The 12,829-nt window shown below is 36.3% G+C and carries 16 protein-coding genes; 4 read left to right on the top strand and 12 right to left on the bottom strand.

From position 1 onward, the window contains the following. Window positions 1–24: 24 nt before the first annotated feature. The 3 genes from V7138_RS10800 to V7138_RS10790 form a co-directional block, all read right to left on the bottom strand. Complete coding sequence (locus tag V7138_RS10800) at window positions 25–477, bottom strand: GNAT family N-acetyltransferase (protein WP_335396925.1); 453 nt, start codon at window positions 475–477, stop codon at window positions 25–27. Continuing rightward, window positions 474–1,868, bottom strand: a complete 1,395-nt coding sequence (locus V7138_RS10795; protein ID WP_335396922.1) for a serine hydrolase domain-containing protein — start codon at window positions 1,866–1,868, stop codon at window positions 474–476. Before V7138_RS10795 ends, V7138_RS10800 begins: the two co-directional genes overlap by 4 nt. A gap of 121 nt (window positions 1,869–1,989) precedes the next feature. Further along, window positions 1,990–3,159, bottom strand: coding sequence for an MFS transporter (locus tag V7138_RS10790; RefSeq protein WP_335396920.1), 1,170 nt, complete (start codon window positions 3,157–3,159; stop codon window positions 1,990–1,992). A gap of 176 nt (window positions 3,160–3,335) precedes the next feature. On the opposite strand from V7138_RS10790, the gene V7138_RS10785 reads away from it, so the two are divergent. Next, window positions 3,336–3,938 carry a LysE/ArgO family amino acid transporter gene (locus V7138_RS10785; protein ID WP_335396918.1) on the top strand — a complete coding sequence of 201 codons (603 nt, stop codon included), beginning with the start codon at window positions 3,336–3,338 and terminating at the stop codon, window positions 3,936–3,938. Window positions 3,939–3,952: 14 nt separating this feature from the next. On the opposite strand, the gene V7138_RS10780 is transcribed toward V7138_RS10785, so the two are convergent. From V7138_RS10780 to V7138_RS10765, 4 genes are all read right to left on the bottom strand, one after another. Beyond that, window positions 3,953–4,303, bottom strand: coding sequence for a VOC family protein (locus V7138_RS10780; RefSeq protein WP_335396916.1), 351 nt, complete (start codon window positions 4,301–4,303; stop codon window positions 3,953–3,955). Between the two features lie 237 nt (window positions 4,304–4,540). Further along, complete coding sequence (locus tag V7138_RS10775) at window positions 4,541–5,338, bottom strand: HAD family hydrolase (RefSeq protein ID WP_335396913.1); 798 nt, start codon at window positions 5,336–5,338, stop codon at window positions 4,541–4,543. Window positions 5,339–5,491: 153 nt separating this feature from the next. After that, on the bottom strand, window positions 5,492–6,037 hold the full coding sequence (lepB, locus tag V7138_RS10770) for a signal peptidase I (RefSeq protein ID WP_335396911.1): 546 nt from the start codon (window positions 6,035–6,037) through the stop codon (window positions 5,492–5,494). Window positions 6,038–6,154: 117 nt separating this feature from the next. Continuing rightward, complete coding sequence (locus V7138_RS10765) at window positions 6,155–6,814, bottom strand: hypothetical protein (RefSeq protein ID WP_335396909.1); 660 nt, start codon at window positions 6,812–6,814, stop codon at window positions 6,155–6,157. Between the two features lie 128 nt (window positions 6,815–6,942). Here V7138_RS10765 and V7138_RS10760 point away from each other — a divergent pair, with 128 nt between their 5' ends. Genes V7138_RS10760 through V7138_RS10750 form a run of 3 tightly spaced genes read left to right on the top strand, consistent with a single transcriptional unit; the run spans window position 6,943 to window position 9,217 of the window. After that, complete coding sequence (locus V7138_RS10760; RefSeq protein WP_335396907.1) at window positions 6,943–7,284, top strand: PadR family transcriptional regulator; 342 nt, start codon at window positions 6,943–6,945, stop codon at window positions 7,282–7,284. Next, window positions 7,281–7,763 carry a hypothetical protein gene (locus V7138_RS10755; RefSeq protein ID WP_335396905.1) on the top strand — a complete coding sequence of 161 codons (483 nt, stop codon included), beginning with the start codon at window positions 7,281–7,283 and terminating at the stop codon, window positions 7,761–7,763. The genes V7138_RS10760 and V7138_RS10755 overlap by 4 nt, the downstream gene beginning before the upstream one ends. Beyond that, window positions 7,760–9,217 carry a serine hydrolase domain-containing protein gene (locus V7138_RS10750; RefSeq protein ID WP_335396902.1) on the top strand — a complete coding sequence of 486 codons (1,458 nt, stop codon included), beginning with the start codon at window positions 7,760–7,762 and terminating at the stop codon, window positions 9,215–9,217. The genes V7138_RS10755 and V7138_RS10750 overlap by 4 nt, the downstream gene beginning before the upstream one ends. Before the next feature lie 52 nt (window positions 9,218–9,269). Here V7138_RS10750 and V7138_RS10745 read toward each other — a convergent pair whose 3' ends face one another. From V7138_RS10745 to V7138_RS10725, 5 genes are all read right to left on the bottom strand, one after another. Then, on the bottom strand, window positions 9,270–9,773 hold the full coding sequence (locus tag V7138_RS10745) for a DinB family protein (RefSeq protein ID WP_335396899.1): 504 nt from the start codon (window positions 9,771–9,773) through the stop codon (window positions 9,270–9,272). 98 nt (window positions 9,774–9,871) lie between these two features. Continuing rightward, on the bottom strand, window positions 9,872–10,810 hold the full coding sequence (locus tag V7138_RS10740) for an NADP-dependent oxidoreductase (RefSeq protein ID WP_335396897.1): 939 nt from the start codon (window positions 10,808–10,810) through the stop codon (window positions 9,872–9,874). A gap of 262 nt (window positions 10,811–11,072) precedes the next feature. After that, on the bottom strand, window positions 11,073–11,519 hold the full coding sequence (locus V7138_RS10735; RefSeq protein ID WP_335396895.1) for a GNAT family N-acetyltransferase: 447 nt from the start codon (window positions 11,517–11,519) through the stop codon (window positions 11,073–11,075). Between the two features lie 74 nt (window positions 11,520–11,593). After that, the gene (locus V7138_RS10730) at window positions 11,594–12,058 is read right to left on the bottom strand and encodes a DUF3291 domain-containing protein (protein WP_335396892.1); all 465 of its coding nucleotides are present in this window, start codon (window positions 12,056–12,058) and stop codon (window positions 11,594–11,596) included. A gap of 199 nt (window positions 12,059–12,257) precedes the next feature. Further along, complete coding sequence (locus V7138_RS10725; RefSeq protein ID WP_335396889.1) at window positions 12,258–12,791, bottom strand: GNAT family N-acetyltransferase; 534 nt, start codon at window positions 12,789–12,791, stop codon at window positions 12,258–12,260. Window positions 12,792–12,829 lie beyond the last annotated feature (38 nt).

The following is a 12,829-nucleotide window of genomic DNA, read 5'->3' as shown; positions in this document are numbered from 1 at the left end:
CTGAGACTAACTATCAGACCTTTATCATAAAGCTACCGAATAAATACGAGAACTCGCTCCCCATGGATGATAGCCTGTACCAATATGCTCGAACCCATATTTTTCATATAAGCCAATATGATCTGTACAAAGGTATAAGTTTGAAAAACCCCCTGCTTTTGCATCCTGTTTCGCTTTATCTAGAAGGAGTGACCCATAATGATTACCTCTATATTCCTCTTCAATGTATACCGCACACATCCAAGGATACAGGTCCATTCGGCTAATGAAATCATTTGTAATCAGGCCTGCGCAGCCAATTATTTGATCTGCATCCAACAAGAGATACCATTGTGGTAAGGGATTTGGACTCGTAATACAATGTTCGATACAATTTTCATATACTTTATTGCTTTGTTTATTTGCCCATTTACTTTGAATATAGGTGATCGCTCTTTTCATATATTCAGGATTTTCTTTTACGGATAGCACTTTCATTTTTCAGGGACCTCCTCTTTATTTTGTAATATTTCAAGAGATGTATAGATATCACCGATAATCCCTTCCATTTGATGAACACCCAATTCAGCATTTGTCATGATGACCGCACCGGTATCTCTATGTGGAAAGGCCACCATCATACATTGAAACCCTACTCCCCAACCAAGTGAGGATATTTCAAATTCTGTTCCTTCACCGTTTAAAAATACACCTAAGCCGGACCAAGACTTGCCTCTTTGAGGACTTATCATTCCCTTTGCATTACTTGCGGAAATACCAATTTCACTTTCGCCTTTTAAAGCATTCATTAATTCCAGGACCAATCGAGCAAGATCTGTAGTAGTTGTCCAAAGTCCTGAAGCCGCTGGGTAAGGATAGATTGGATAGCCAGTTACTACTTCACCATATTTGTTATGTCCACAGCTAAAGTTTTTATTTTCAATATCCGACGGCTTCGTAACAAATGAGCTATTTTCCAGTTTTAATGGTTCAAAGACCAGTTCCTTTACAACTTGCATAAATGGCTTCTCTGTACCGTCTTCTATTAACATCTGGATGATACAAAAGCCAGCATCCGAATAATGGAATGCACTTTCAGGCTCATATTTTACTTTTACAGGTTCTTTGCAATAAGGTGTTTTCCCCTCTAATAGGTAAACCATAGAAGGTGGGCCTAGGCTCGATTCAAACTCAGTAAAACTATGCTTAGGATCTAGAATTCCAGATTGATGGCTAAGCAAGTTTCGTAAAGTAACCTTTTTCATTTTGGTACATTCATTTTCAGGTACCTTCCAAGATTTTAACTTTATGTTTACGTCCTCATCCATATCAAGGAGGCCTAGTTGTGTTAACTTTATAGCTACTAAACTAGTTAAAAACTTACTAATTGAGCAAGCACTAAATATGGTATTTTCAGTAACCCTTTTTGTGGTACCTGTCTGTAGGACACCATAATGCCCGATTGGACTGATTTGACCTTTTTCAATTAACGCCACGCTCAACCCCGGTACATAATAATAATCCATATGCTGCCTATATAGCTTCCATACGCCGTATTCTTTTTTAAATACCTCCATTGCTAAAGCAGTTGCAACTTTCTTATCTTGAAAATAAAACTCCACGATTGACGATAAGATGATTTCATGATCTGTCCTTAAATTATGCGTTAAATCTGTGTATTTCCAATATGGACTTTTCCCTTCATAGCCCTTAATTGTTTCAATGTTATCTAATTTATAAGAATCCGCCCGGTAAATTTCAAATTCCTTATCCGTGTAGTAACCAAAATAACCGATAAAATTATCCGATATCCAAGCATTTATTTTATCAATATCGCCTTCATTTAAATCATTCCGATAATCAACCACCGCATTTAGTGCTTCTGGCATCAAAACCCCTCCGCCTTTTAATGGTTTTCCTTACCTATTCTCCTATTCTTTTGGAAAATCCTTCAAAGCCAGATAAAATACATGATTCACATTACATGAAAAAAGCACAATTTGAAATGAATCAAATTGCGCTCTTTGTTTTGTAAATATTCTTTTCCTTGCTTCTAACTGAAATAACGACAGTAATGAGAGATAAGATGATAAAGATTCCCGCTACAAATGGATTTACATTTATTGAAATTGCATCAACGATTCCAGCTCCAATCACAGAACCGAAAGCAACACCTAAATGCAGAGCTGAATTATTTAAACTTTGCTGAATTTCCGATGATTCAGGTGCTATTTCAATCAAATAAGATTGCATGGCGGGTGAAATCGCCCAGCTGAGAATTCCCCAAATGATTAACATAACAAAAAATAAGGGGAGTAAATCCACTGAAAATGGAAACACAAAAAATACAGCACTAAAAATGATTAGTGAAATAACCATCGTTTTTCTTGAACCCAATAAATCTGCCAGTACACCGCCAATCCCTCCACCGAATACAGCAGAAACACCAAAAATTAAATAAATAACACTAATCCAATTCGCATTAAAATCAGTGGTCACTTCTAAATAAGGCTTAAAATAGGCATACATCACCGTGTGACCTGTCATATATAGAAATGTTGTGGTCAAACCTAATGTGATTTTATGATTTTTAAATGCTCCGAGCTGTTGTCTCAACGGAATCTGAGGTTTTGGTTCTATACGTCCCATAAAGGCATGAACGCCAATTATGGATAATGCCGTCAGTACTGTCACAAGTATAAATGGTGCCCTCCAGCCAAAACTATTTCCTAACACAAGCCCGATTGGTACCCCTAGAACTAATGAAGCACTGACTCCCATCGAGACAATCCCAATCGCCCTACCTTTATATTGTTCTCCCGCTAAGCTTGGAGCCATAACTAAACACAATATGATTAATAACGCTCCACTTAATGCTAAAATAATTCTTCCTAAAAACAGAATAGAAAAAGTAGGGGCAAATACTGTTACGATACAGCCAATTAAAAAAATATATAAGCAAACCAACATCAGCCGTTTTCTTTCGACTTTAGCTGTCATGACGAGTAAAATGGGCGATGCAACTGCAAATATAACAGCAAAAATAGTAATCAGTAAACCTGCTTGTCCGATTGTTACATGTAAATCCTCCGAAATTAAATCTAAAATCCCGCTAATAATCAGTTCAACCATACCTATTACAAAGGCTATGATCATTAAAAAATAAATACGCTTATCCATGTTGTCTTCCTTCCTAATTATATCCCACACTCTATACTATCTTTTGATGAAAGTTTACTCAAGAAATTGATAATCATTCATAAAAAAAACGATACAATTCTTCCAAAGGTTGTACGCAATTTGTGTAGTGCATTCTTATCTATCATAGTAAGATAGGAAAGGAAAGGATTGATAAAATGGAAGCCATTCTACATGGAATCATCTTGGCCTTCGGACTAATTTTACCTTTAGGTGTACAGAATGTATTTGTTTTTTCACAGGGAGCGACCCAGCCAAATCTATTTCGGGCATTACCGGCGACCCTTACAGCTGCCATGTGTGATACGCTTTTAATTCTTCTTGCTGTTTTTGGTTTGTCCGTGATTGTTCTACAATTTGAGTGGTTACGGGTCAGTCTGATGATTGTTGGGATACTTTTTTTATCTTATATGGGATATGCGATTTGGCGGTCGGAACCCGCTGCTAATGATACCAATAAGGCATTGCCGATTCGTCAACAAATCATTTTTGCTTCATCTGTTTCATTATTAAATCCACATGCCATTTTAGATATCGTCGGTGTGATTGGGACAAGTGCCTTAAAATATGTTGGGACAGAACAAATTTTATTTACAGCTGCGTGTATTCTTATTTCTTGGATGTGGTTCTTTGGTTTAACATTTGCAGGTGCGGTTATGAAAAAAATAGATGGAACAGGGGTTTTAATGAAGATGTTCAACAAATTCTCTGCCATCTTTATCTGGGGAACAGCGATTTATCTTTTGATTGGGTTAGTGTAATTCATTTTGACAACCTATTTCCAATAGCAAACTTGTAACCTATTACCATCTAGGTCATACAAGTCAAGGAACTGATTCACTCCGTCATGTTGTATTTCACTAACTTTTACACTTTTTTCTTGCAACAGCTTATGGACTTCTTTAATATTTTTCGAGTAAAAAATCGGGTAAACTTGACTATCTGAAGGGTTTACCTTCCCCTCCTCAATCGTTAATGGGACTCCACTATTCCCAACACTTAATATCCGGTAATTCTCACCTTTATAGGATTCGGTTAATCCCAAAACCTCTTGATACCAAATACTTGCTTTTTTAACATTACGGACGGTTAAACAGATAGTATCAATTCGTTCCAATAAGCTCATTAAACATTACACTCCTTTCATTTAAACAGTAAAACAGGAACAATCCTGTTGATGGTTCCTGTTGTTGTTATATCTTTGGCTCTTTGTTTGAACCAATTAATCACTATTACATATTTTCGCGATTTAGTAATGATATCCTTCTTTTTTCTTGTATTGAAAGATTTAAGGTTTCATCCATATAAAATTACTATGGGTAACATGGATGAATACACAGCTCATAGGGTAGAGGAACTTTCATTACAGAGCATACGGTTCATATGGGGTATATAAATAACGTTCGATGAAGTCAGCTAATCCATCATTTTGATGATGGCCTGTAACAAAATCAGCTACTGCTTTTATTTCTCCACCTGCGTTCCCCATTGCTACACCTGTACCGGCATGACGAAGCATCTCAATATCATTTGGTCCATCCCCAATGGCTACGACTTCATTTGGGTTAATTCGATAGGCGTGAATTAAGCTTTTGATTGCAGACCATTTAGAAACTTTGGGAGCAACTAATTCAAACCCATCATGCCAGTCAATGACTTCTGCCTCCTTTTTAAATAAAGCAGAAAACTCAGGACTTGCTGTACCTGTTCGTACACTATATTTAAGAACGTCTTGATATTGTGCTTGTCGTAAATCCCCAATATACCGTGGCGGAATTTGCCCAACTTCTGTCCAATAATCAATTTCTTCATCTTTTTCCTTACAATATAGCCCATTTGCTGTATGAACGATAACATTACAAGGATTTTCGGCAGTCAAATGGTGGAATCGTTCTTCGTTTAAGCGGATGGTTCTCATTTGTAACGCTTTTCCCGTGATTGGATCATGAATAGCTGCGCCATTCAAACAGATCATTGGAGTTCGCAATCCAATCTCTTTATGGTAGGGTGCCGTTACTTCATAATGGCGACCAGTTGCTAGAAAAACTTTTACTCCCTGATTTATCAACCTATTTATAGCTTCCAAATTTCGTTGAGAAATGTTGTTTGAGGCTGTTAGCAGTGTCCCATCCATGTCAATAAATATTGCACGCACATTCATTTATAATGCCTCCCCATTCATTGATAAACCAATGATATCATTAGAATATTAAAGCTAAGTAAACGCAGTGTTCAGATTAAATGAAGTTTATTGGGAAGCAGAAGACAAAAAAGGTGCTGTTCCATCACGGATACATACACCTTTTTTCAGAACTTATTTATCGATAATCTTTATCTCTTTTATCGGCCAAACAACAACATTCGTTGTTCCAACTACTTGTTCCATCGGAATCGCTCCGATATGACGACTGTCCATACTATTTCGGCGATTATCTCCCAATACAAACAAATGGCCTTCTGGAACTACATCACTACCAACCGGAGTTTCCCTTAACTTAAAGGAATAGGTGAGTGGACCATCATTTACCTCTTCTTTGCTTTTTTCTAAATAGGGTTCATCGTATGGTTCTCCATTTATGTACAACGTATCATTCTTATATTCAATACGGTCTCCTGGCAAACCAATCACTCTTTTGATAAAGTCTTTCTCCCCTGTAGCATGAAAGACCACAACATCGAATCTTTTCGGTTCTCCTATTTTTGTGACGATCATTCGATTTTGGTCTTGAAGAGTCGGCTGCATCGAGGCCCCTTCAACGACAACAGGCGTAAAGAAAAAAGCACGAACAATAAAAGCTACTATAATAGCAATAAAAAGGGCTTTAATCCATTCCCAAATCTCATTTCTCTTTTCAACCACTTTATCACCTTCTCACATTTTCTATTTTTTGAGGAAGTAAACCTGTATTAATTGTTATATTCCACAAATAAGAGTAAATTCCTTCCACGGTAAATATGCATTTTTTAGAAAATGAAGTTAAGAATATCTTTTTCGGTACGATTCGATAATTTCCGCGTATTGTCGATCCCCTAACCCATATTCCTTGAATTTCTTAATAAGTAATGATATTAGTACTTTTTCCGGAACATTTTTGTTTTCACGAATAAAATTCAAAAGCTCACTATCATGATTTAGATACGTTAAATAATGGTTAATCCCTACCTCTAAACAAGCTGGTTCAATTTGCTCAGTGGTTTCCTTCTTAATTAAAATCTGTTTATAAAGAGCTTCATACCCATTCACCATTAGATCGATCCGATTAATAAGTTCAAAATTGTCATCTACTAGATGAAGAGTAATTTCTCCTTTATAGTTTGAATGGTCTAACCAAGCAAGTATGGTCAGTAGATTAATTTGGCAAAACATATCGGTGTCAAACCATAGTATGACTCGTTTAAAATTTAAATTAAAGAAAGGTTTTAACGGCTCAAGAACAACTTCAGAATATTGTTCAGTAGTGACTTGATGAACACTTGCACGTAACTCAATAAATTGCTGTGAAAAAAGGTCACTACTAGTGTCCCCATAACACATTGCTTCATTAAAAGGAATCATCACTTCTTGTTCAAGAAAATGTGTCTTATTAAAATAATTGTACATTGCTTGGCCATTAAGAATATGTACAGTTTTTTTCAACAACATCAGCTCCAGGAAATTTTCTATCGAATCTAATTATACCTTTTTAAAGTTATAGATTCATATCTTTACATATTTTTTACAATTATATACTTGATTCAAGTATATAATTGTATTAAAGTTAAAATATGGATAGAACAAGTTTAATAAAAGGTCATTTAGAAATGTGTGTATTAGCGATATTATCTCGTAAGAAAAGCTATGGATATGAAATTATGAAGGAGTTAGAAAAACACAATTTAAAATTGAAAGGGGTAGGCAGTATTTATCCAATCCTCACAAAGCTTAGCGAGCAGGAATGGGTCAGTACAGCAAGAGAACTAACAGAAACGGGAAAGGTGAGAGTGTATTATGAAATTAATGATAGCGGGAAACGTGCTCTTACAAATAAAATAGCTGAATGGCTTCATTTACAAGACGATTTAAAATCCTTGCTTGCTGATAACATGAAGGAGATAGGTGAAAGATGACAACATTAACAAAAGCTGAAAAAGATTATATAGAAAAGGTTCTTTTGGAATTAAAAAAACACAAGATCACTAAGGAGCAATTGCATAGCATCAAAGAGCAACTGTTGGAGCATATATCATCCTCACATGAAAACGGCGAAAACAGTATCGAGCAATTAGGCGATTCTGAAACACTCGTTAAAGATTATTTAGAGATATACGGAATCGATATGAATGATGCAGAAAAACAGAAATCCAAACCTTCACCTATCATGTTGGGGGCCATCTCATTTCCAATTGTGTATATGCTCTGTCAGTTGATCTTATCTTTATTTTTAACTCAATCTTTTAGCCAGGAAAGGTCGTTTGAATACAATATTATATATCGAATTTCTGAACAACCTTGGTGGAATATATTACTAGTATTAATAAGCTTTTTCACCGCGCTCGCCTTTTCAATTCTATTACCTTTCATATTGAAAAGGTGGTCGACAAGGTGAAAAGAATACCACATTACCTGATTCTTGCGATTTTCATCTTATTCTTTATGCCAGCATATCATATATCTGCTGAAGATACGTTAGATTCAGAGTTAAATACTTATATCGAGAATTATATTGAAGAGCATCGCATCCCGGGGGCAGCCATTTCCATTGTTGAAAATGATAAGGTCATATACTCGGAATCTTTTGGAATCACAGGTGGGAATGAAAGTGAAGTAACAGCGGACACTCCATTTTTATTAGGATCCATTAGTAAATCGTTCACAGCACTTGCCGTTCTAAAACTTGTAGAAGATGAATTAATCAAACTAGATGATCCAATCAAAAAATATCTCCCCTCTTTTACATTAAAAGATAAACAGGCTTCAGAAAAAATCACGATAAAGCAATTACTTACACAAACAAGTGGGATAAGTACATATGATGGGATGGTTATTTCGGATTTAGGATCCGATCAGAATGATGCAATCCAAACGAATATACAACTACTCTCAAATGTTGAACTAACAGAAACTCCAGGTGCTCTGCATCAATACAGCAATGCAAACTACTCCATTCTTGCAGCATTAATTGAAGAAGTATCTGGACAATTTTATGCGGACTTTATGGATGAACATGTTTTTCAACCATTAGAAATGAATCATGCTGCAGCGGACATGGAAAGAGCCTATGAACATGGCTATCAATCAGGCTACCAATCCTGGTTCGGATTCCCTGTTAAAAGTAAAGTACCGTATGACAACGGGGGCGCTTCGTACGGATACATAACAGCTAGTTCTAATGACATGGTGAACTATTTGACGGCCTTGATTGAGAGTAATAGAGAGAAGCTTGTAAATGAAGAACTTTTAAACCTCTCATTTTCACCACATGTACAAACTGGAGAAACCCGGTATTATGGCTTTGGTTGGAGAATAACAGACCCAGATTCAGACAACGAAATGATTTGGCATTCCGGATCCACTCCTGACTCTCGGACAGACATCTTTTTCTATCCCGAAGGTAATTGGGGAGCTGTCATTCTAACAAATAAAGAACATATTTTAGAAGAAGCCGCCCTCATCCATTTCAGGAATGGGATTATATCCATTATGAATGGAGAGGAACCAACGGTTGTAGAAGCTTATAAACCAACCATTCAAGTTGTTATTTCTCTTTTCCTATTGATACTCGCTGGAACCATGGTTCGATTACTAGTAAAATTGAAATCTAGTAAAGACAGAAAAAAACACCGTATGACAATAGTTGTTGGCATGATTTTGATTTTGCTAGCTGTTATTATAATTCCACTACTCATCTATTTTTCATCTTCTCCTTGGCATTCTATAACATTGTTTGCACCTGATCTTGCTCTACTCACGGTACTATTAACCGTATTATTGTTTGGAAATGGGATTCTTCTCTTAATCTATAATAAAAGAAAAAAATTCAAGCCGGAAAACTCTTTATGAGCTTCCGGCTTTTTAAGTGGAAAGGAGCATTATTTTATTGCACATTGTTAACTTACATCTTTGGTGCTTCCCTACCAATTACAGCCCATTCCTCTTTTGATGGTCCATATATACCTGGGACAGTTAAACCGGATTGGCGCATAAGAATTGTCATTTGACCGCGATGATGAATTTGATGTTGAATCATAAAAAATAACAGTTCGGAATTGGAAAAGTTTTGTCCGAAAACATCCTGTACATCCTTAAGTTTTTCGTCAGTCCATTGCTTTTTTAGAGCTTCACACAAAGCGATACTTGCTTTTTGATAGCTTTCTGATATAAATTTTGCAGAGGTTGGTACCGGATAATCTTGTGTAGGCGATTCAAAGGAAAGATCTGTTTGAGAAGCGATAACGCCAATTGCTGTTACAGTGTGCCAAGCAATTCGTCCTAGTGTCCAATTTTGAGGTGTTACTTCTTGGGATAAGGATTTATCTGTGAGCTGATTAAGTATTTTTTGGGTAGCATCTGATTCAAAGCCCCATAATGTAAAAAATCCATTTAGTGTTTGAAACATTTTCATCCTCCTCACTTAAATACTCCATATATATTCGATATTTTATAAAATATCCAATGAATTAGATGTCTCAAATCTAAGCATTCAAAGGATGGCGGTTAATTAGCAATGTGAAGAATAATACGCCCACGTCCATGGCCTATCTGACTTACTTCATGAGCACGTCTTACTTCATGAAGTGGAAATGTCTTCGATATAATCGCTTTCACAATTCCTTCTTCCATCAATTGAGCTATATCCTTTAAGTCTGCAATTGTTGAAAGACGATTTGGCTTTAACGCCTTGATTCCGCGCTTATTCGCTTTTTCCAATGACGGTTGTTCCAATAGTGAAATAAGCGTTCCCCCAGACTTTACTACTGACCAAGAGCGTTCAAGTGTGTCTCCTCCTACTGTATCAATAACAAGATCTACATCTTTTATGACTTGTTCAAATGGTGTCGAGGTATAATCGATTACTGTTTCTGCACCCAATGAGTGAACAAAATCAGTATTTTCCGGTGAAGCCGTACCAATCACATGTGCACCTTTCCATTTAGCAAATTGTACCGCATACGAACCTACTCCACCTGCTGCTCCATGAATCAATACTCTTTCCCCAGCTTTTAGTCTTCCATCATGAATAAGTGCCTGCCAGGCGGTTGCTGCACCGCCAGATATGGTTGCTGCGTCATTAAAACTAATCGAAAGAGGTTTATGAACAAGAGATTCCTTAGAAACGACAATAAACTCTGCATATGTTCCCATTGTGCTTCTTCCGAATACGTGCTGTCCCTTCCTGTAAGTTATTACATTTGCTCCAACGTCTTCTACAACCCCTGAAAAAACAGTACCAGGGATATACGGAAATTGTATCGTACGCACATCTTTAAATAATCCTTGACGAATTTTCCAGTCCACTGGTAATACACCTACGGAATGAACACGTATCAGTACCTCTCCTTCCTTCGGTTCGGGACATGGAATCTTTTCATATTTTAATACTTCGGGTCCTCCATATTGATAAACTCGGATAGCATTCATCATTTTTTTCAACATTTCAACCTTCCTTTCTTTAGTTAAAGGAATAACAAAATATTGTTAAGAAAGTCTACCTCTTCAAAAATACTTTTTATCTGAGACTACCACGCTACTTAAGACACACACGTCTCTCCTATTTCATCAAAAGCACACATAAAGTCAAACGCAAAGGGGATAGTCTATGTTGAATATAATAGTTGTATCTTGTAGAAGTCTCCATCCATGAGACAAATATATAATGTTGAGGATCCCTTATTTCACTCATGCACCTGATTAAAGGTTATTCGGCCAACTCTAATTCATAATGATAAAATTGAGAATCCCTTTTGTATCCATTTTTTTTATATAATTTTTGAGCAGTATGATTATCTGGTGCTGTACTGAGACTAAGACTTTTAGCACCAGTTTCAATTGCGTATTCTTTTGCTTTATGTAAAAGCAATTCTCCTACTCCTTGTTTTCTTGCTTTTCGATCAACATATAAGTCATTTAAAATCCAAGCTCTTTTCATAGAGATAGATGAAAATGTAGGATATAGCTGAGTAAAGCCGACATAATTCTCTTTGTCTTTCGCAACAAATATAATAGATTCATTGCCTTCAATACGTTCTTTTATGTAAGTCTTTGCGCCGTCCATATCAGATTCCTGTTGGTAAAACATCCGATACTTATTAAATAAATCTGACACTCCTTCTACATCTTCAATTGTAGCTTGAAAAATTTCCATAATTCCTCACCTCATAACAATTCCTTTCAGACAATTTTATACTAAATTTGGGATATTCACTTTAAATTAGCCTGCTACTTAAGCACACACGTCTTCCCATTTTCATCAAAAGCATTCTTAAAGTCAAACGCAAAAGGGGAAGGGCCATGCTGACTATAATAATTGTATCTCGTCAAAGCCTCCTCCCATGAGACATCCTTCACCTTCTCTGTCCACCATAGGACATATGGAAGGTGCTTCTCTTGATATGGCTCCATCCATCTGCTCCTATTTCGTAACGCTTGGCTATGCTTACCTAAATAGGTAAAACGATATAAGGAATGAAGGTTATCCCAGACAGTTAATGTCAGTACATGGTAATCATTCATGTTAGCTTCTTTAGGTAAGGGCACTCCCTCTGATGAAAAATCCTCTATAAGATGTCCTGAAACATATGCCTGACGCATCACTTTATATCCCATTTCATAAAACTCCCGAGAGACAGGGTGGTCATATGGGTGTTTTAACCTACCTACTGTATAAATTGCAATTAAAGCCATTAACAGCCCTCCATTTTCAATCTATACCTAGGTATATTCAAGTAGGAGGGAGTCTCATAACTTCTAAGTACTATTTTTAGCAGCAGCTGTATCATCAAAATTTCCATTACATTTTTCTAGAGCTTTTCCAGCATATGTTTCCCCCCTAAAATCCAGGGTCTATTTTTATACAATTCTATTGATTAATGAACTTTAGAAATTAGTTTTTATACTGCAACCATTCATCCTCTAAAATACTCATTTCCCATACACTCCAGTATTCTTTGCCATTTTTCGCTGTATCCCTATGTAATCCCTCTTTTATAAATCCTGCTTTTTCATAACAAGCAATAGCAGAACTATTAAAGTCAAAGACTGCCAAACTGACTCTATGCAGTTCAAGTTCCTCAAAGGCGATTTTAAGGACTTCCTTGATCATATGTTGACCTATTCCTTTACCTCTTGCATTTTTATCACCAATTAATACTTTCCCGACTCTTGCCGATTTGTTTCTACGGTCTATTTTTCCTAAAGAGATATGTCCAATAATATTTCCTGTTTGTTTCTCAACTACTTTATAAATTAAAACTTCTGATTTACTGTTATTTGCATTCTCCATATACTCTTCTAATTGACTTTCCGTTAGTGGATACTCGAATGCAGGGCCACCCCATTGGAGTAGGAATTGAGGGGTATCAATCCAATCAATAAGTTGTCTGAAATCTGAACGTTCAAAGTATTGTAGTTCGATCATTACATTTGCCTCCTATTCAATTGATTACTTCCACTTTT

Origin of the sequence: Bacillus sp. JJ1533 (assembly GCF_036965045.1) — a bacterium.
GTDB lineage: Bacteria > Bacillota > Bacilli > Bacillales > Bacillaceae_L > Ferdinandcohnia.
Note: the sequence above shows the minus strand (reverse complement) of the source record. Positions and strands in the feature narration are given on the sequence as shown.